Origin of the sequence: Streptomyces sp. NPDC050145 (assembly GCF_044460245.1) — a bacterium.
GTDB lineage: Bacteria > Actinomycetota > Actinomycetes > Streptomycetales > Streptomycetaceae > Streptomyces.
On record NZ_JBITJS010000017.1, the window covers coordinates 82,056 to 100,732 of the forward strand.

The 18,677-nt window shown below is 71.0% G+C and carries 13 protein-coding genes and 1 pseudogene; 13 read left to right on the forward strand and 1 reads right to left on the reverse strand.

Annotated elements, in window-relative coordinates:
* Nucleotides 1–7 precede the first annotated feature (7 nt).
* The 7 genes from ACIBTU_RS30075 to ACIBTU_RS30105 all read left to right on the forward strand — a co-directional run bounded on the left by ACIBTU_RS30075 (nucleotide 8) and on the right by ACIBTU_RS30105 (nucleotide 10,769).
* Nucleotides 8–1,426, forward strand: coding sequence for a DUF4192 domain-containing protein (locus ACIBTU_RS30075; protein ID WP_399129692.1), 1,419 nt, complete (start codon nucleotides 8–10; stop codon nucleotides 1,424–1,426).
* Between the two features lie 185 nt (nucleotides 1,427–1,611).
* A complete protein-coding gene (locus ACIBTU_RS30080; protein WP_399129693.1) occupies nucleotides 1,612–3,624 on the forward strand; it encodes a glycogen debranching N-terminal domain-containing protein in 2,013 nt (670 codons plus the stop codon).
* A gap of 108 nt (nucleotides 3,625–3,732) precedes the next feature.
* Entirely contained in the window at nucleotides 3,733–4,497 is a 765-nt protein-coding gene (locus ACIBTU_RS30085) for an NUDIX domain-containing protein (protein WP_399129694.1), read from the forward strand.
* A 176-nt stretch (nucleotides 4,498–4,673) separates the two neighbouring features.
* Nucleotides 4,674–6,674, forward strand: coding sequence for an ATP-binding cassette domain-containing protein (locus tag ACIBTU_RS30090; protein WP_399129695.1), 2,001 nt, complete (start codon nucleotides 4,674–4,676; stop codon nucleotides 6,672–6,674).
* Nucleotides 6,675–6,837: 163 nt separating this feature from the next.
* Nucleotides 6,838–7,707, forward strand: coding sequence for a FadR/GntR family transcriptional regulator (locus ACIBTU_RS30095; RefSeq protein ID WP_399129696.1), 870 nt, complete (start codon nucleotides 6,838–6,840; stop codon nucleotides 7,705–7,707).
* Nucleotides 7,708–8,223: 516 nt separating this feature from the next.
* Entirely contained in the window at nucleotides 8,224–9,756 is a 1,533-nt protein-coding gene (locus ACIBTU_RS30100; protein WP_399129697.1) for an RNA polymerase sigma factor, read from the forward strand.
* Nucleotides 9,757–9,917: 161 nt separating this feature from the next.
* Nucleotides 9,918–10,769, forward strand: coding sequence for a S1 family peptidase (locus tag ACIBTU_RS30105; protein WP_399129698.1), 852 nt, complete (start codon nucleotides 9,918–9,920; stop codon nucleotides 10,767–10,769).
* A gap of 138 nt (nucleotides 10,770–10,907) precedes the next feature.
* Here the strand turns inward: ACIBTU_RS30105 and ACIBTU_RS30110 are convergent, their stop codons facing one another.
* A complete protein-coding gene (locus ACIBTU_RS30110; RefSeq protein WP_399129699.1) occupies nucleotides 10,908–11,138 on the reverse strand; it encodes a hypothetical protein in 231 nt (76 codons plus the stop codon).
* A 440-nt stretch (nucleotides 11,139–11,578) separates the two neighbouring features.
* Here ACIBTU_RS30110 and ACIBTU_RS30115 point away from each other — a divergent pair, with 440 nt between their 5' ends.
* The 6 genes and pseudogenes from ACIBTU_RS30115 (at nucleotide 11,579) to ACIBTU_RS30140 (ending at nucleotide 18,628) form a co-directional block, all read left to right on the forward strand.
* Complete coding sequence (locus tag ACIBTU_RS30115) at nucleotides 11,579–13,702, forward strand: type IIA DNA topoisomerase subunit B (protein ID WP_399129700.1); 2,124 nt, start codon at nucleotides 11,579–11,581, stop codon at nucleotides 13,700–13,702.
* 219 nt (nucleotides 13,703–13,921) lie between these two features.
* Nucleotides 13,922–14,428 (forward strand): DUF1453 domain-containing protein, encoded by a 507-nt coding sequence (locus tag ACIBTU_RS30120; protein WP_399129701.1) that lies wholly within the window; start codon nucleotides 13,922–13,924, stop codon nucleotides 14,426–14,428.
* Nucleotides 14,429–14,481: 53 nt separating this feature from the next.
* Nucleotides 14,482–15,582, forward strand: coding sequence for a sensor histidine kinase (locus tag ACIBTU_RS30125; protein ID WP_399129819.1), 1,101 nt, complete (start codon nucleotides 14,482–14,484; stop codon nucleotides 15,580–15,582).
* Entirely contained in the window at nucleotides 15,579–16,286 is a 708-nt protein-coding gene (locus ACIBTU_RS30130) for a response regulator (protein ID WP_399129702.1), read from the forward strand. The genes ACIBTU_RS30125 and ACIBTU_RS30130 overlap by 4 nt, the downstream gene beginning before the upstream one ends.
* Nucleotides 16,287–16,391: 105 nt before the next feature.
* Nucleotides 16,392–16,871: pseudogene (locus ACIBTU_RS30135) on the forward strand (DUF485 domain-containing protein); the annotation flags it as partial.
* Between the two features lie 146 nt (nucleotides 16,872–17,017).
* Nucleotides 17,018–18,628: a cation acetate symporter gene (locus tag ACIBTU_RS30140; protein WP_399129703.1), complete on the forward strand. Its 1,611-nt coding sequence runs from the start codon at nucleotides 17,018–17,020 to the stop codon at nucleotides 18,626–18,628.
* Nucleotides 18,629–18,677: the final 49 nt, after the last annotated feature.

Consider the following 18,677-nt stretch of genomic DNA (forward strand, 5'->3'; position numbering starts at 1 on the left):
TCCTCGCATGACGAATCACAGCGAGCCCGTCGGCGTCACCGGCGAGGCCAAGATCACCCTGCGCTCCGCCGGCGAACTGGCCGAGGCGCTCCCGTACTTGCTCGGCTTCCGGCCCGCGGACTGCATCGTCCTGGTCGCCCTGCACGAGGGCCGGTTCGGCGGCCGGGTGCGCCTCGGCATCCCCGACCGGCCCGAGGACTGGCCGGCCATGGCGGAGCTCCTCGCGCGCTGCCTGATCGGCGAGTGCGTGCGCCGCGACGGCAAGCCCGACAGCATCATCGCGTTCCTCTGCCAGGACCCGGCACCCGCACGGGCGGGCACGGGCAGGCTGACGATGGAGCGGCTGCGACCGCTCGCCCAGCTCCTGCGCACGGCCTGCGGCGCCCAGGACGTGCCGGTGACGGAAGCCCTGTGCCTCTCCGCCGATCACTACTGGTCCTACTGCTGCGTGCGCCCCGACTGCTGCCCGCCCGACGGGAACCCCGTCGCGGCACCGGGCACCTCGGTGATGGCGGCGACCGCCGCGTACGCGGGCATCCAGATCCGTGCGTCGGAGCAGGAGGTCAAGGCGCGCCTCGCGCCCCTGGTCACGGCTCTCGGCTCGGAGCAGGAGCGGGCACTCGACGCCGCGTCGATGGCCCTGGTACCGAGGATGCTGAGCCCGCGCCGGCGGGCGGGCGTGGGGGCCGAGACCCTCGACCTGGCGCGGCTGGTCATGCGCCGCCTCGCGGACGCCCCGAGCGCGACGGACGCGCTGGAGGCGGACGTCAAGGACGACGAGCTGCTGGCCCACGACGAGGCGGCCGCCCTGATCCTCGGCCTGCAGGATCGCGAGACCAGGGACCGGACCGCAGAGTGGATGGAGGGCGACGAAGCGGCGTGCGCCCTGCGCCTGTGGCGCGCGCTGGCCCGACGCTGTGTCGGTCCCTACTGCGAGCATGCCGCGGCGCCGCTGACCCTCGCGGGATGGGTGGCCTGGTCGCTCGGCGACACGGTCGAGGCGGATGCCGCCCTGGAGATGGCCCTCGGCGCGGACCCCGACTACGTCTTCGCCCGCCTGCTCAACGAGGCCCGCGCAGGCGGCCTGGATCCCGAACCGGTGCGGCGCTCGCTGCGGGGCAGGCGGGCGGACCACGAAGAAGACTCGAGCCCGGCGGCTCAGCGAGGCGGCGCGGACACCGAAGGCAGGACCGAAGGAGAGGACGGCTCGGGCGAACAGGCCTCACAGCCACCCGCTCCAGGCTCGAACCACGTGGTCGACCCCGGTGTCTCACGCGCCGCCCGTGGACTGGAGGCGGCCCTGCGACGACGGGGCGAGCGACGGCTCGGAGCGGGCACCAGGCCGGGCCGGGCGGGGACGCGCGCGCCGCGTCGTCCCTCGGGGCGGCGACGGGTTGGGCATCAGCGCCAGAGGGGTGAGGGATGAGCCGGGGCGGACACGCCGGGCGTCGGCGTCGATGGGGCTGGTTCGAGGCGCTGGGGCGTTACTTGCGGCGAGGCCGCCCCGTTCACGTGGATGGCGGAAGCGACAGCCGGGCCGCGCCGCCGAGGTGTTCGGCAGCCCGGCGGTACGCCGGCGCCTCGCTCGGCCGCGTTCGGGAGATGAGGCCCATGGGCGAGTGGGAACAGCGACGGGTGGTCGGCACACCGCGACACGCCACGGCACCACGCCTCGGCGCGGACCTGCCGTCCACGCACGGGACGCTGATCTGTGTGGCCCTCCCCGGCCTTGCGATCTCCTCGGATCACGGGCAGCTGAAGGCACAGGGCCTCGACGGCGTGTACCGGGGCGGACGGCGACTGCTCTCGCGGTGCGAGATCCGTGTCGCCGGCCGGGAGCCGCTCGCCGTGCAGGCACGCATGATCGCTGCGGACCGGGCCCGATTCGTGTCGACGATCCGGGCCTCGCCGGAGGCCGGACCCGACCCCGACGTGATCGTCGAGCGCGTCCGCCACGCCGACGGCACCGAGCGGATCACCCTGCGCAGTTCGGCTCGGCACCGGTTACGCCTGCCCCTGGAGATCTCCCTCGGCACGGACCTCGCCGAACTCGGTGCGGTGGCCGCCGGAAGCATCGTCCGTGAACTTCCCGCGAGCGTCCACGACTCGGGGATGCGGTGGTCCTCGGCGGCCGGATACACGGTGGTGACCGCGGTCCCGTCGCCCACGGACGCGCTCGCCTCGGCAGGCCTGCTGCGCTGGGAACTGGACCTCCCACCCGGCGGTTCGCGCACCGTGGAGCTGAAACTGAGGGCGGACACGGGGAGCGGCAGCGCGGCGCCGGGCGCCGGGCGACGGCTGTTCGGCTCGGCGCAGGCCCAGGGGGACGACCCACGCGCGGGCGCACTCTTGAGGGCCTGCGTCGATGATCTCCACGCGCTGCTCGTGCGGGACCCGGAACACCCGTTGGACGTACGACTGGCCGCGGGCGCGCCCTGGCGCTGCGGACCGGCACCCGCCGAGGCGCTGGCCGCGGCACGCATGGCCCTCCCCTTGGGCACCCGTCTCGCCGCAGGCACGCTGCGCGCGCTCGCCCGCACTCAATCGAGATCCCCGGGACCGGAGTTCGGCAGCATTCCCGGACCGCTGCGGCACACAGGCGCACACCTTCCACCGAGCAGTACCGGTATCGAAGCCACCCTCCACTTCCCTGTACTCCTGGCCGAAGCCAGACGCTGGGGACTCGCCGAGCAGGAAGCTGTGGAACTGCTCCCCGCCGCGGAGCGGTGCCTGCGCTGGCTGCGTACCGCGGTCGAGCGGGAGGGCCCGTATCTCGCGGACCCTGGGCCGGGCGGCCCAAGGCGCTGCGAGACCCAGGCGCACGCGCACCGGGCCGCGGTCCTCGGCGCCGACCTGCTGGACGCATACGGCAGACCGGGCGGTGCCGAGCTGCGGCTATGGGCCGAAGAGCTCCGGCGGCGCTTTCGCGAGGACTTCTGGGTGGAGGACCTCGGCGGAGGCAGGCCCGCCGCGGTCTGCACGCCGGACGGGCGCCCGATCGCACAGCTGGGCAGCGGCGCCGCCCACCTGCTCGACACCGGTCTCCTCGGCGCGGGCACCCAGGCACCCGGCCTGCTGGACAAGGTGCAGACGGAGCAGCTCGCCCGTCTGCTCGGCGGGCCGGCCATGGACTCCGGATGGGGACTGCGGAGCCTCGGTGCGAAGGAAGGGACGTACAACCCGTTCGGCCATCACTCCGGCGCGGTCCGGATCCACGAGACGGCGGTGGCCGTCGCGGGCCTCAACGCCGCAGGGTACGAGAAGGAGGCCGCGTCCCTGCTCAGAGGAGTGCTCGATGCCGCGGAGTCCTTCGGGTACCGCCTGCCGGAGATGTACGCGGGGGAGCAGCGGACCGAGCGCAGCGCCCCGGTACCGCACCCCGCCGCGTGCAGACCCGCCGCCGTCGCGGCCGCGGGCGGCGTGCACCTTCTGGTCTCGCTCGCGGGCATCAGGCCGGATGCGCCGGCGCGGACCGTGGCCCTGTCACCGATGCGCAGCGCGCCCCTCGGGGCGATCGGACTGACGGGCCTGCAGGTGGCCGGGCAGCCCTTCGCGGTACGCGTCACCCGCCTCGGCCTCGCCATGGTCGAGGAGGCCGCGGACGGACTCCAGTTGGGGGTGTGACCGGCCGGTGACCTGCGCACTGCGGACATGTGCGGGCGCGGGGCATGAAGTGGGGCGACGATGAGTGAAGGAGGTGTTTATCGTCAGGCAGACGACTATGATCGTTCCATGCCACCCTACGACCCGTCGGCCTTCCCGCCCTTCGCTGTCACCGTCGACCTGGTCGTGCTGACCGTGCGCCGACACGCCCTGTGCGCGTTGGCCGTACGGCGAGGTGAGCCGCCCTTTCAGGGGCGTTGGGCCCTGCCCGGCGGGTTCGTACGGGACGACGAGGATCTGACGGAGGCGGCAGCGCGGGAGCTGGCCGAGGAGACAGGGCTGCGTGCCCACGACCCGGGAGTGCCGGCGCAGGACAACGGCGCACACCTGGAGCAGCTCGCGACGTACGGGGACCCCAAGCGCGATCCGCGGATGCGCGTGGTCAGCGTCGCCCACCTGGCTCTCGCGCCCGATCTGCCCGCGCCGCGGGCCGGTGGCGACGCGCACAGTGCCCGATGGGCGCCGGTCGAGGAGCTGATGGACCAGAGCGGGTTCGGGCGGGAAGGGGAGCAGGCGGCGGCGCCGCTGGCGTTCGACCACGCGCAGATCCTGGCGGACGGCGTAGAGCGCGCCCGCTCGAAGATCGAGTACTCCTCGCTCGCCACCGCGTTCTGCCCGCCGGAGTTCACCGTCGGAGAGCTGCGTCGCGTCTACGAGGCGGTGTGGGGAGTCGCCCTCGATCCGCGCAACTTCCACCGCAAGGTGACCGGCACGCCCGGCTTCCTCGTCCCGACCGGAGGAACCACCACCCGACAGGGCGGACGCCCCGCCCAGCTCTTCCGCGCGGGCGGAGCGACGCTGCTCAACCCGCCGATGCTGCGCCCCGAGGTCTGACGGGCGCGACTCGACTCGGCCCACGCCGGCGGAATGCAGGAACACCCACGCCCACTTCCTGCCCGAAAAGCCAGAAATATCGCGTTATCTTGCTGCGGTACCCACGGGGTTCGCTGTCGTAGGACCGATGGACGGGCCCCGGCCGCCGAGCGGTCTCCCCTCCTGCGAGAGAAGCGATGATCCAGGCCATCGGACTGACCAGCAACGCCCGTAAGGAGGGCCCGCCCGCGGTCGACGACGTGTCCTTCGAGGCGCACGGAGGACACGTCACGGCTCTGCTCGGCCCACGCGGTGCCGGCAAGACCACCGCCGTACGGCTGATGCTCGCACTGCAACAGGGTCGTGGCATCACGTACTTCAGAGGGCGCCCGCTGCACCGCATTCCGCATCCCTCACGTGAAGTCGGCGTTCTGCTCGGCGACGTCCCGGGGCATCCCGCCCGCTCGGTGCGTGGCCAACTGCGCATGCTGTGCGCGGCGACGGGTGTGTCCGTGCAGCGTGCCGACGAAGTGCTGGAGGCGGTCGGGCTGGTGAGCCTGCGCGATCAGCGCCTCGGGACGCTGTCGCGCGGAATGGACCGCCGGCTCGGCCTGGCCGGCGCACTCCTGGCGGACCCGCACACCCTGGTGCTCGATGGCCCTTCCGAAGGCCTGTCGCACCGCGAGCGCAGCTGGCTGCACGGAGCCCTGCGGACGTACGCGGACCTCGGCGGCACTGTGCTGTTCACCACCGACGACCCCAAAGAGGCGGCACGGGCGGCCGATCACGTCGTCTCGCTCGACGGCGGCAAGGTCGTCGCGGACCAGGAGGCCGGAGCCTTCGCTCGTACCCGGCTGCGCCCCCGGGTGGCCGTCCGCAGCCCGCACGCCGCGCGCCTCGCGGCGCTGCTCGCCAAGGAAGCGCGTATGGCGAAACGGTCCGTCGAGGTCGTCACCGAGGGCGGCAGCCGCCTCTCCGTGTACGGCAGTACGTGCGCAGACGTGGGCGAGACCGCGTTCCGTCACGGGATCCTGGTACACCAACTCGCCGACGAGATCGGGGACGCAGGCCCGCGCTCGGGCCTAGGCGAGACTCCGGACGCCGCGGGCGGGCCGAGTGATCCCGAACGCGGCCACAGCCCGGCGGCCGACTCCGCAGGGTTGTCAGAGGATCGACGTCGTGAGCCCGACGTCGCCGAGGAGGATGCGCCCAACCTGCCCGCTCCGGCAAGCACGTTCACAGATGCCGTCGGTACGTCACGGACATCCACGAACGCCCGGAGCGAGGGCCCGGCCTCGTCGGGCGCGCCGGACTCGAAGCCTGTGCCGCTCGCGAAGGACGAAGAGCCCGCACGGGACAGTGGCGACCGGCGCCCTTCGGAGCCCGCGACGCTCTCGTCCCTGCCCCCGCCCATCACGGTCTGGTCCGCACGCAGCCCCCTGCGTCCGCTGCGCTACGAGCTGCGCCGCGCGACCGGCATCCCCACCGGCTACGTGACCGTCGGCCTCGCCCTCGTCCTGTCCGCACTCCTCTCCCTGTTCCTCGCCCGGATCGGGCACACGCCGCAGCCGCGCCTGCTCGCTGCCTGGCCCTACGAGCTGCCCTTGCCCCCTGCCGCACTCGGCGCCGGCCTGCTCGGCGCGTTCGCCTTCGGCGACGAGTTCCGCCACCCCGCCCTCGGGGTCGACCGGGGGTCCGTCCCGCGCCGGCTGGGACTGCTCACGGCCAAACTGGTGGTCGGTGCCGCGACCGCCGTCGTCATGTCAACCCTCGTGATCGGCTGCGACGCCGCCCTCCTCCATCTGGTATACGGCGGAGAGCTCACACAAGTGCCCGCCGACTGGCTCTCGTTGAGCGCGAGTTGGCTCGTGCTCGCCGTCGCGTGCGCCTGGGCCGGGGTCCTGGCCTCCGCGGTCTTCCGGTCCACCACCGCCGGGCTCGCCGCCGTCGTCGCCGTGCCGATCGTGATCGTCCCGCTCGTACAGAAGGCCTTGGAGGGACCGTCTGTGCGAACGGCCGCGGGGCTGCCGGGCCGCCTGAGCGGTCTCACGCTGGTGCACTGGCCGTTCGGTGCGGAGCGCTACGCGGCGGCCGCGGTGCGGATGATCGCCCAACCTGTCGGTGGCGCGCTCATGTTGTCGCTCACCGCGCTGCTCTGCGCATACGTGCTCACCGCGGTGCGCCCCAGGGTGCGCTGAGCGCCCATTTCGCCCTTCGGGTCCGCCGCTGTCCACAACTCCCCCTGGAACGCTCACTTCTTTCCGATAAGGCGTCAATTACAGCGAGGACGGCGATCACCCTTTCGTGTGCTTTTCACCAAAGACCTCAAGGGAGTTGGAGGCAACGCCGACAACAGATTCCGTGAGTACCCTTGCGCACACCATGATGACCAACGCCCGCTCCGCCGAATCCGGCCTCGCAGGACCGGGCGAACTCGATCGCTACCCCTATGCGGAGGCTCCCGTCGACCGTGTCGGCGCACCCGCGTGGGACACCGGCGACACCGATCTGGGTCGCGTCGGCCGACGGCCCGCCGGCAGCCGTGGCCGCGGCCTGCACGGCCAACTCGTCCAGCAGTTGGGTCAGATGATCGTCTCCGGAGACCTGGGCGCCGACCGCCCGCTGGTCCCCGAGGAGATCGGCCAGCGTTTCGAGGTGTCCCGCACCGTCGTCCGGGAGTCGCTCCGCGTCCTGGAGGCCAAGGGGCTGGTCAGCGCCCGGCCGAACGTCGGCACGCGCGTGCGGCCCGTGAGCGACTGGAACCTGCTGGACCCCGACATCATCGAGTGGCGGGCCTTCGGGCCGCAGCGCGACGACCAGCGCCGAGAGCTCGGCGAGCTGCGCTGGACGATCGAGCCCCTCGCCGCCCGGCTCGCCGCCGGACACGGCCGCGAGGATCTGCAGCAACGTCTCTCCGACATGGTCGAGATCATGGGGCACGCCCTCGGGCAGGGCGATTCGATCACCTTCTCGCGCGCCGACGCCGAGTTCCACGCGCTGCTGATCCAGCTCGCCGGCAACCGCATGCTCGAACACCTTTCCGGCATCGTCTCGGCCGCCCTGCAGGTCTCCGGTGGCCCCGTCACGGGCTGTGACCGGCCGAACGAGACGACCGTCGCGCACCACGCGCGCATCGTGGAGGCGCTCTCCACGGGCGACGGGGTCGGCGCCGAGGCGGCCATGCGTCAGCTGCTGACCGTCCACCTGGTGCCGGGCCCCCGCGAGCACTGACCCGAAGCAAGAGCGCGGGTGAGCGAGGAGCGCGACTCGGATCGCGCGTACGCCCCGGATGTCGCCGGAGCGCCCCCTGGTGTGCCGCAGGCACGTTTCGGTGGGCGCCGTCCGGTGACTCGGCTCTTGAAGGCCGGGGGTATTCCGCCGGGCGGGTCTTCTCTGAAAGGCTGGCGGTGATCTCTGCGGGCCGCCCGCAGCAGGTCCGTTACGTCTCGGATCCGGCGATCCGGTCCTGTAGGGGCTGGATCATGACCGCATCTGCCCGCATGTGTCATTTTTTGACCGCTCATGGGGTGTGACTCGGGCCACGCAGATTGGGCGTAACGCTCCTCGGAACAGCGCGATGACCTAAGAGGTGACAGCCGAGGAGGGAATACGGCAGCCGTTCGTGGCGCTGTGTATCTCCCCGGCCCCCGCCCGCGACGTCGGCCCATCCCCAAGCCGGCGGTCGTCGGCCCCGGTCCACACAGGACGGGGCCGGAAGCCGTTTTTCAACGTTCCGAGAGGTTGTTCGTGTCGGCCAGCACATCCCGTACGCTCCCGCCGGAGATCGCCGAGTCCGTCTCTGTCATGGCGCTCATTGAGCGGGGAAAGGCTGATGGCCAGATCGCCGGCGATGACGTGCGCCGTGCGTTCGAGGCCGACCAGATTCCGGCCACTCAGTGGAAGAACGTTCTGCGCAGCCTCAACCAGATCCTCGAGGAAGAGGGTGTGACGCTGATGGTCAGTGCCGCTGAGCCCAAGCGTCCCCGAAAGAGCGTCGCAGCCAAGAGTCCGGCCAAGCGCACCACCACCAAGACCGTCGCGGCCAAGACCGTCACCGCGAAGAAGGTCGCCACCGGCACCCCCGCCACGGAGGCCTTCTCCGACGCGTCGGAGGACGAGGCACCGGTCAAGAAGGCAGCGGCCAAGAAGGCGACGACCAAGAAGGCCGCCGCCAAGAAGACGACCGCGAAGAAGACCGCGGCCAAGAAGACCTCCTCCAAGAAGGACGACGACCTTCTCGAGGACGAGGCGACCGAGGAGACCCCCGCCACCGGCAAGGCCGAGGGCGAGCCCGAGGCCGAGGGCCAGGGCTTCGTCCTGTCCGACGACGACGAGGACGACGCGCCCGCGCAGCAGGTCGCCGCCGCCGGCGCCACCGCCGACCCGGTCAAGGACTACCTGAAGCAGATCGGCAAGGTCCCGCTGCTCAACGCCGAGCAGGAGGTCGAGCTCGCCAAGCGCATCGAGGCCGGTCTGTTCGCCGAGGACAAGCTGGCGAACGCCGACAAGCTGGCGCCCAAGCTCAAGCGCGAGCTGGAGATCATCGCCGAGGACGGCCGCCGCGCCAAGAACCACCTGCTGGAGGCCAACCTCCGCCTCGTGGTCTCCCTGGCCAAGCGCTACACCGGCCGCGGCATGCTCTTCCTGGACCTGATCCAGGAGGGCAACCTCGGTCTGATCCGCGCGGTCGAGAAGTTCGACTACACCAAGGGCTACAAGTTCTCCACGTACGCCACCTGGTGGATCCGTCAGGCGATCACCCGCGCCATGGCCGACCAGGCCCGCACCATCCGTATCCCGGTGCACATGGTCGAGGTCATCAACAAGCTCGCGCGCGTGCAGCGCCAGATGCTCCAGGACCTGGGCCGCGAGCCCACCCCGGAGGAGCTGGCCAAGGAACTCGACATGACCCCCGAGAAGGTCATCGAGGTCCAGAAGTACGGTCGCGAGCCCATTTCGCTGCACACCCCGCTGGGCGAGGACGGCGACAGCGAGTTCGGTGACCTCATCGAGGACTCCGAGGCCGTCGTCCCGGCCGACGCCGTCAGCTTCACGCTCCTCCAGGAGCAGCTGCACTCCGTTCTGGACACCCTGTCGGAGCGCGAGGCGGGCGTCGTCTCCATGCGCTTCGGTCTCACCGACGGTCAGCCGAAGACCCTCGACGAGATCGGCAAGGTGTACGGCGTGACGCGTGAGCGCATCCGCCAGATCGAGTCGAAGACCATGTCGAAGCTGCGTCACCCGTCGCGCTCGCAGGTCCTGCGCGACTACCTCGACTAGTCGACGGCTCCTGAAGGGCCCTCAGAAGGCCCGGTACGCCCCGTTCGTGGGGCGTGCCGGGCCTTCGGTGTGTCGGCGACACCGCGCGGACTCGCGGTGCGCATGCCGGTGAAGTGGATCACTCTGGGTGTGCTGTGAACAACCTGGAGTGAGGAGACCGTATGCGTCATGCCCGTGCGAGAGTGCTGACCACGTCCCTGGCCGTCCTGGCGGCGGTGGCCGTGTCGCCCCTGGCCTCACCGTCGCGCGCGGCCGCCGACGACGGGGTCGTCGGGGGACAGCAGGTCAGCGTGGGTGACAGTCCGTGGGCGGTGGCCCTGTCCAGTCGTGACCGGTTCGGCGGCAGCCGGTCGGGGCAGTTCTGCGGGGGTGTCGTCGTCGCCCGGGACACGGTGCTCACCGCGGCCCACTGTCTCGGCCGCGACGTGATCGGCGGGCCCGGCGGGACGGTCCGCGACCTCAAGGTGATCGCCGGCCGGGACGATCTCGAATCGACGGCGGGCGCGGAGATCCCCGTGCGCAGCATGTGGGTGAATCCCGACTACGACGAACGAACGAACGCGGGGGACGTGGCCGTCATCACGCTGTCCACGGCGCTTCCCGCGGGTTACGTGATTCCGATGGCGGACGAGGGCGATCCCGCGTACCGCCCCGGTACGGGAGCGGCCGTCTACGGCTGGGGTGACACCACAGGGACGGGCGACTATGCGCGCACGCTGCACGCGGCCCGTGTGCAGGTGCTCGCCGACAGTGCCTGCCAGAGGGCCTACCCGGGCGGCCCCGAAGGCACCTACCAGTCCGACTCGATGCTGTGTGCGGGCGTGCCGGAGGGCGGCAAGGACGCCTGCCAGGGGGACAGCGGAGGGCCGCTGGTGGCCCAGGGCAGGCTGATCGGCCTGGTGTCCTGGGGCAGCGGCTGTGGGCGCCCGGAGAGCCCTGGCGTCTACACGCGGGTCTCGGACGCTCTGCGCGTGCTCGAGCAGCACGCTTCAGGGCTGTCCGAGGGGGTGTGAACGCGAGGGTCCCGCACGCCTGAGAGGGCCGTGGGGCCGTACGGACACGAGGACGGGCGGTCACCCCTGGGGTGCAGGGATGACCGCCCGGTCACCGGCCTGATGTCGCCGGAGCTGGCTCGTCGTGGGTGCGAGGCGTCAGCGTTCCTCGGTCTCGGCGTTTGCCGGAACGGCAGTGAGCCGCTCCGTCTCGTCCTGTATCTCAGCGGCGATCTTCTTGAGTTCCGGCTCGAACTTGCGACCGTGGTGGGCGCAGAAGAGCAGTTCACCACCGCTGAGGAGCACGACGCGCAGGTATGCCTGGGCGCCGCAACGGTCACAGCGGTCAGCGGCCGTCAGCGGGCTCGCGGGGGTCAGAACAGTAGTCACGTCGCCTCTTCTCTAGCTCGACGAGCTGTCGTACCAGGGTCAACATCCAACCAGGCCGAAAACGTTCCCGCTCGCGGCTTTTCCTCGAAAAATTTCTTCGAGGCCGGCTGTCTGTCGCCGGGTGGCGGCGAATGTGCCGTATTGCGCCTCTTACGTGTCTTACGGGTTCGCGCGTTCTGTCAGGTCGGTCCTCCCGGCTGGGATGCCGGTTGTTCATGAGGACGTGCCCGGAGCCTAAATGGTTCATGCCTGGAAGGGAACGTGATGTGTGCTTCACTCCATCGAGGGATCGAACACCCATGCGAGCTTGGACTAGTCTTGGTCGAGGTGAGGGTGGCGGTACAACGGCTCTACCAGGCCTCGGTAGGCTCTGACGGGCGACCGACGCCGGCCCTTTACCCATAAGGGCCCCATCTGAAATTCAGCGAGGAGCGAACCGCGTGACCGCCGAGACGTCCGTGCCGTCCACAGCGCTGCTGACCGGAGCAGACCGTGACGGTTCCAACTACACCGCGCGGCACCTGCTGGTCCTCGAGGGGCTCGAAGCAGTCCGCAAACGACCGGGCATGTACATCGGCTCGACCGACAGCCGCGGCCTCATGCACTGCCTCTGGGAGATCATCGACAACTCCGTCGACGAGGCCCTGGGTGGCTACTGCGATCACATCGACGTGATCCTGCACGACGACGGCTCCGTCGAGGTGCGGGACAACGGCCGAGGCATCCCCGTGGATGTCGAGCCCAAAACCGGCCTCTCCGGAGTCGAGGTCGTCATGACGAAGCTCCACGCGGGCGGAAAGTTCGGAGGCGGCTCCTACGCGGCCTCCGGCGGCCTCCACGGCGTGGGCGCCTCGGTGGTCAACGCGCTGTCGGCGCGGCTCGACGTCGAGGTGGACCGCAACGGGCACACGCACGCCATCAGCTTCCGGCGCGGCGTCCCCGGAGCCTTCGCCAAGCCCGGCCCCGACGCGGCCTTCGACCCCTCGGCGCGGCTGAGCAAGGTCAAGAAGATCCCGAAGGCCCGTGTCGGCACCCGTGTCCGCTACTGGGCGGACCGCCAGATCTTCCTCAAGGACGCCAAGCTCAACCTGGAGACGCTGCACCAGCGCGCCCGCCAGACCGCGTTCCTCGTCCCCGGCCTGACCATCGTCGTCCGCGACGAGCTCGGCCTCGGCGACGGCGGCAGCAAGGGCGAGGAGTCCTTCCGCTTCGACGGTGGCATCAGCGAGTTCTGTGAGTACCTGGCGCAGGACAAGCCGGTCTGCGACGTCCTGCGGCTCACCGGGCAGGGCACCTTCAAGGAGACCGTCCCGGTCCTGGACGACCACGGCCAGATGACGCCGACCGAGGTCACCCGTGAGCTCGGCGTGGACATCGCGCTGCGCTGGGGCACGGGCTACGACACGACCCTCAGGTCGTTCGTGAACATCATCGCCACGCCCAAGGGCGGCACCCATGTGACGGGCTTCGAGCGCTCGCTCACCAAGACGATGAACGAGGTGCTGCGCAGCCAGAAGCTGCTGCGCGTCGCCGAGGACGACGTCGTCAAGGACGACGCCCTGGAGGGCCTCACCGCCGTCGTCACGGTGCGTCTCGCGGAGCCGCAGTTCGAGGGCCAGACCAAGGAGGTCCTCGGTACCTCCGCGGCCAACCGGATCGTCGCCAATGTGGTCGCCAAGGAGCTCAAGGCGTTCCTGACGTCCACCAAGCGCGACGCCAAGGCGCAGGCCCGCGCCGTGATGGAGAAGGCCGTCGCCGCGGCCCGCACCCGCATCGCGGCCCGTCAGCACAAGGACGCACAGCGCCGCAAGACGGCCCTGGAGACCTCGTCGCTGCCGGCGAAGCTGGCCGACTGCCGCAGCGACGACGTGGAGCGCAGCGAGCTCTTCATCGTCGAGGGCGACTCCGCGCTCGGCACCGCCAAGCTCGCACGGAACTCGGAGTTCCAGGCGCTCCTGCCGATCCGGGGCAAGATCCTCAACGTCCAGAAGTCGTCCGTCTCGGACATGCTGAAGAACGTCGAGTGCGGTGCGATCATCCAGGTGATAGGAGCGGGCTCCGGGCGCACCTTCGACATCGACGCGGCGCGCTACGGAAAGATCATCCTGCTCGTCGACGCCGACGTCGACGGCGCGCACATCCGCTGCCTCCTCCTGACGCTGTTCCAGCGCTACATGCGGCCGATGGTCGAGGCCGGCCGGGTCTTCGCCGCGGTGCCCCCGCTGCACCGCATCGAGCTGGTCCAGCCCAAGAAGGGCCAGGACAAGTACGTGTACACGTACTCCGACCGGGAGCTGCGCGAGACGCTGCTCGAGTTCCAGCGCAAGGGCGTGCGGTACAAGGATTCGATCCAGCGGTACAAGGGTCTGGGCGAGATGGACGCCGACCAGCTGGCCGAGACCACGATGGACCCGCGCCACCGCACCCTGCGCCGGATCAACATCGGCGAGCTGGACGCGGCGGAGCAGGTGTTCGACCTGCTCATGGGGAACGACGTGGCACCGCGCAAGGAGTTCATCAGCAGCTCCGCCGCGACGCTCGACCGCTCGCGCATCGACGCGTAGCGACCGACGCGCAGCGACACCTGGCCGGTGACGGCCGGCCGGGCCTTCAGGCGCCTGGCCGGCCGTCACCGGCCAGGCGCGTTCCCCGGCGCCTCCACCCACGGGTGGAGGCGATTGATCCACCCGTGATCCACCCCGGCTCCGATCTCCTGACCTGCCGATTTCCGTAGTGTCGACGGCGTTGAACCAAGCCGCTCCGACCCATCCACGGAGGCCGTCATGTCCGGTCCCACCGAAGTTCTGGTGATCATCGCCGTCGTCGCTCTCGTCGTCGTGCGTCAGTTCAGGACCGAGCGCCTGTCGATGGACCGCAAGTGGTGGCTGCTGCCCGTGGCCCTCGGGTTCTTCGCGCTCCGGGACGGCAAGCTCGCCGACCCGCACCACATGACGGGCTCCGTGATCCTGCTCGTCGTCGAGCTGCTGGTGAGCGTCGGCATAGGCATCGGATGGGCGTTCACCACACGGCTGTGGGCCGACGACCGCGGGGACGTCTGGACGAAGGGCACGGTCGCCACGGCCGGCACCTGGGCCGGCGGGCTCGTCGCCCGGGCGGCCGTCGTCGGCATCGGCCTCGCGATGGGGGTCCACCTAGGCAGCGCCGCCTTCATGCTCGGCTTCGCGGTCTCCCTGCTGGCCCGGTCCGGGGTCCTCATGTGGCGGGCCGGTGCACTGGAGCCGGCGTACGTTGGTGCTGTCCCGCAGCCGGCCTGGGAGGACCACAGGTGAGTCAGCGAGACATCAAGGCCTGGCCCTCGCGGGAGGCGCTCTCCCGCAAGGGGATGACCCGTGCGAGATTGATGCTGGCCTGGCTGGTCAGGGCGGTCGTGATCACGATCCTCCTGTGGACGGCGATCACACAGCGCGACGTCCCGGGGTGGGCGGTGGTGGCGGCGCCCGTTGGGCTGGCGATCGCGGCCGGCGCGGCCTGGGGCTTCTTCCGGACCACGCTCGAGCACCGGCTCTGGCCGTCCCTCGGCATCCTCGCCGTTCTGCTCGTACTCGCCGGACTGGCCCAGACGATCGGATTCCTGGGCCCCGCTGTGGTCCTCTGGTGCGGTTGTGCCGTCACCGCGCTCGAGCGCCTGCCGCTGATCGCTGCCGTGCCTGCCACCGGCGTCTCGCTCGCCGCGTTCACGCTCGCCAACGACGACTCATGGATCTCCACGACGGCTGTCGCCGTGGGCCTGTGCCTGTCCGGATACGTGCTGCGGCTGGACGCCGAGGCCAGGGGCAGTGCCCAGCGGCTCCTGGTCCAGGAGCGCGCGGCGCGGAAGGCGGAGGCCGAGTCCGCCGCGCTCGCCGAGCGGTCCCGCATCGCCCGTGAGATCCACGACGTGCTCGCGCACAGCCTTTCGGCGCAGCTCGTGCACCTGGAGGCGGCCCGGCTCCTCATCGAGCGCGGGGCCGGCCGGGACCAGATCCTGGAGCGGGTCGTGGCCGCGCGTGGCATGGCCCGGGACGGCCTGGACGAGACCCGGCACGCGCTCTCGGCGCTGCGCGGAGACCTGACACCGCTCGAGGACTTCCTGAGGGAACTGGTCGCCTCCTCGGGCGGCGCCACGCTCACCGTGGAGGGAGAGCGCAGACCGCTCTCCGCCGAGGCCTCGCAGGCAGTGCGCAGGGTCGCGCAGGAGGCGCTGACGAACGTACGCAAGCACGCGCCGGGGGCGAAGGCCGCCCTGCGGCTGGAGTACCGGCCCGGGGAAGTGGCCCTGGAAATACGGGATTCGGGTGCATCGCGGCCGCGGGACGAGCTCACTGTCAGTGGCGCCGGTTACGGTCTGTTGGGGATGAGGGAGCGTGCCGAGTTGCTGGGCGGCTCGCTGGAGGCGGGGCCGTACGAGGAGGGTTTCGTGGTGAGTCTGAAGGTTCCCGTATGAGCGGGAGCGGGGCGGGGGAGAGCACGGGCAGGCCGCCGGCCCGTGTGGTGGTGGTCGACGACCAGACGGTGGTGCGCGAAGGCATCGTGATGCTGCTGGGGCTGCTGCCCGGGATCGAGGTCGTCGGATCCGGGGGCGACGGCGAGGAGGCGGTCGCCCTCGTGGCGGAGCTGGCGCCGGACGTCGTCCTGATGGACCTGCGCATGCCGCGCTGCGACGGGGCGGAGGCGACCAGACGCATCCGGGAGCAGTATCCGGGCACGCAGGTCGTCGTCCTGACCACGTACGCCGACGACGAGTCGCTCTTCCCCGCGCTGAAGGCCGGTGCCCGCGGCTACCTGACCAAGGACGCCGGCGGTGACGAGATCGTGCGGGCGGTCGAGGACGTGCTGTCCGGGGACGCGGGGCTCGCGCCGAAGATCCAGCGGAGACTGCTGGAGCGGCTGTCCCAGGCGGAGACCGCCGTTCCGGAGGCCAAGGAGCCGCCCGACGGGATCACCGCTCGGGAGGCCGAGGTCCTGGAGCTGATCGCCGACGGCCTGAGCAACCAGGAGATCGCCAGGTCGCTGCACGTCTCGACGGCCACGGTGAAGACGCACATCAACAACCTGTTCGCGAAGGCCGGCCTCAAGGACCGGGCGCAGGCCGTCCGTTACGCGTATCAGCACGGGCTGGCGCGGCCTCCGGGCACTTCAATCCCCTGAGGCATCACCTAATGGGGTGAAGGACATGCGAGAAGAGTCCGGGATCTTCCCGATCTGTCCATCCTTGGGTCCGCGGCCGACGCGGCCGCGGACAAGGAGAGTTCGGTGGAGAAGCACGACGGGCGCGAGACGGCGCAGCCCCGGGCTGGTGATCGAGGTGGCATCGGTGACCCGTGGCAGGACGCGCTGGCCTCGGGGTGGGGCGAGTTGGACGGTACGGGTGCGCCGGCGCCGACCGTGCCCGCCCAGCCCGTGGCAGGGGAGCGCAGCGCTGCGGGGATCTATCTGGAGGTCCAGCGCAGCGCCGCGTTCCAGGAAGTACGCGGGTGCTACCGGAGGTTCGCGTTTCCGGCTGCCGCGGTCTTCTTCGTCTGGTACCTCGCCTACGTCGTGGCCGCCACGACCGCGCACGACCTGATGGCCCGGCCGGTCGCCGGCTCCGTGAACGTGGCGATGGTGGCCGGGCTCGGCCAGTTCGCCAGCACGTTCCTGCTGACGTGGCTGTACGCCCGCCACGCCCGCCTGCGCCGCGACCGTGCCGCGCTCGAACTGCGGTGGGACACGCAGGAGATGACCCGAAGCATCGACACCGCCTCCCGCACGAAGGATTCCTCGCACACCCAGGCGAACGGTGCGGTCCGCGCGAACGGATCGATCCGTCCGCAGGGGCCGACGGGAGTGAACGGCGCGGGGCGCGTCGACGGAGCGACGCGGAGCGAAGGCGGGCAGTGGTGACCGGAACACATCAGACCCTTGCGCTGGTTCTCTTCAGCGCATTCGTGGCGGTCACGCTCGGCATCACCACCTGGGTGAGCCGCAACCGCCATGGTTCGGCAGAGGAGTTCTACGCCGGCGGACGTCTGTTCTCGCCCATGGAGAACGGGTTCGCCATCTCCGGCGACTACATGTCCGCGGCCTCCTTCCTCGGCATCTCCGGACTCATCGCCCTCTACGGGTACGACGGACTGCTCTACTCCGTGGGCTTCCTCGTCGCCTGGCTCGTGGTCCTCTTCCTCGTCGCCGAACTGGTACGCAACTGCGGGCGGTTCACCCTCGCCGACGTCGTGGCCGCCAGGATGCGCGAGCGCCCCGTACGGATCGCGGCGGGAACGTCCTCCGTCGTCGTGTCCGTGCTCTACCTGGTGGCGCAGATGGTGGGCGCGGGCAGCCTGATGGCGCTCCTGCTCGGGGGCACGAGCGGCGCCGCCCAGTCCTGGACCGTCGTCGGAGTGGGCGCGCTCATGGTGATCTACGTGTCGTTGGGAGGGATGCGGGCCACGACGTGGATCCAGATCGTCAAGGCCGTCCTGCTCATGGCCGGCGCGATCGCCCTGACCGTCCTGGTCCTCGCCCGCTTCCACGGCGACTTCAACGGGCTGCTGCGCGCCGCCGCCGACCGCAGCGGGCAGGGCCGGGACTTCCTGGCGCCCGGACTGCGCTACGGCGGGAGCTGGACCTCCCGCTTCGACTTCATCAGCCTGGGCCTCGCGCTCGTGCTCGGCACGGCCGGCCTCCCGCACATCCTGTCGCGCTTCTACACCGTGCCGACCGCGCGGGCGGCCCGCCGCTCCGTCGTCTGGTCGATCGGGCTCATCGGCAGCTTCTACCTGATGACGATCGTGCTCGGCTTCGGTGCCGCGGCCGTCGTCGGTTCGGACGCCGTGCGCGCCTCGAACGCCGCGGGGAACACGGCGGTTCCGCTGCTCGCCCTCGACCTGGGCGGCGGCGAGGCGTCCACGGGCGGCACAGTCCTGTTCGCGATCGTCGCGGCGGTCGCCTTCGCGACCATTCTTGCCGTCGTCGCCGGGATCACCCTCGCCTCGTCCGCGTCCGTCGCACACGACCTGTACGCCTCCCTACGGCGCCGTAACCGTCCGGGCAGGCACTCCGGCAAGCAGTACAGCGAGGTCGCCGTGGCGCGCGTCGCGGCGGCCGGGATCGGCGTGCTCGCCATCGCGCTGGGGCTGCTCGCGCGGGACCTGAACGTGGCGTTCCTGGTGGGCCTGGCCTTCGCGGTCGCCGCGTCCGCCAACCTGCCGGTGCTGCTCTACTCGCTGTTCTGGCGGAACTTCACCACGCGCGGCGCCGTGTGGTCCGTGTACGGCGGCCTGATCCCGGCGCTCGTCCTCGTCGTGCTCTCCCCGGTCGTCTCCGGCGGCCCGACCTCCCTCGTCCCCGGCGTCGACTTCCACCTCTTCCCGCTGGAGAACCCGGGGCTGGTCTCCATCCCCCTGGGCTTCCTGGCGGGATGGGTGGGCACCGTGACGTCCACCGAGCCGCCGGACGAGGCCAAGCACGCCGAGACCGAGGTGCGCGCGCTCACCGGCGCCGGCGCCGTCTGACCGCGACACCGCGCACGGCTGCCGTCAGGGGCCGCCCCGTCTCCGTAGG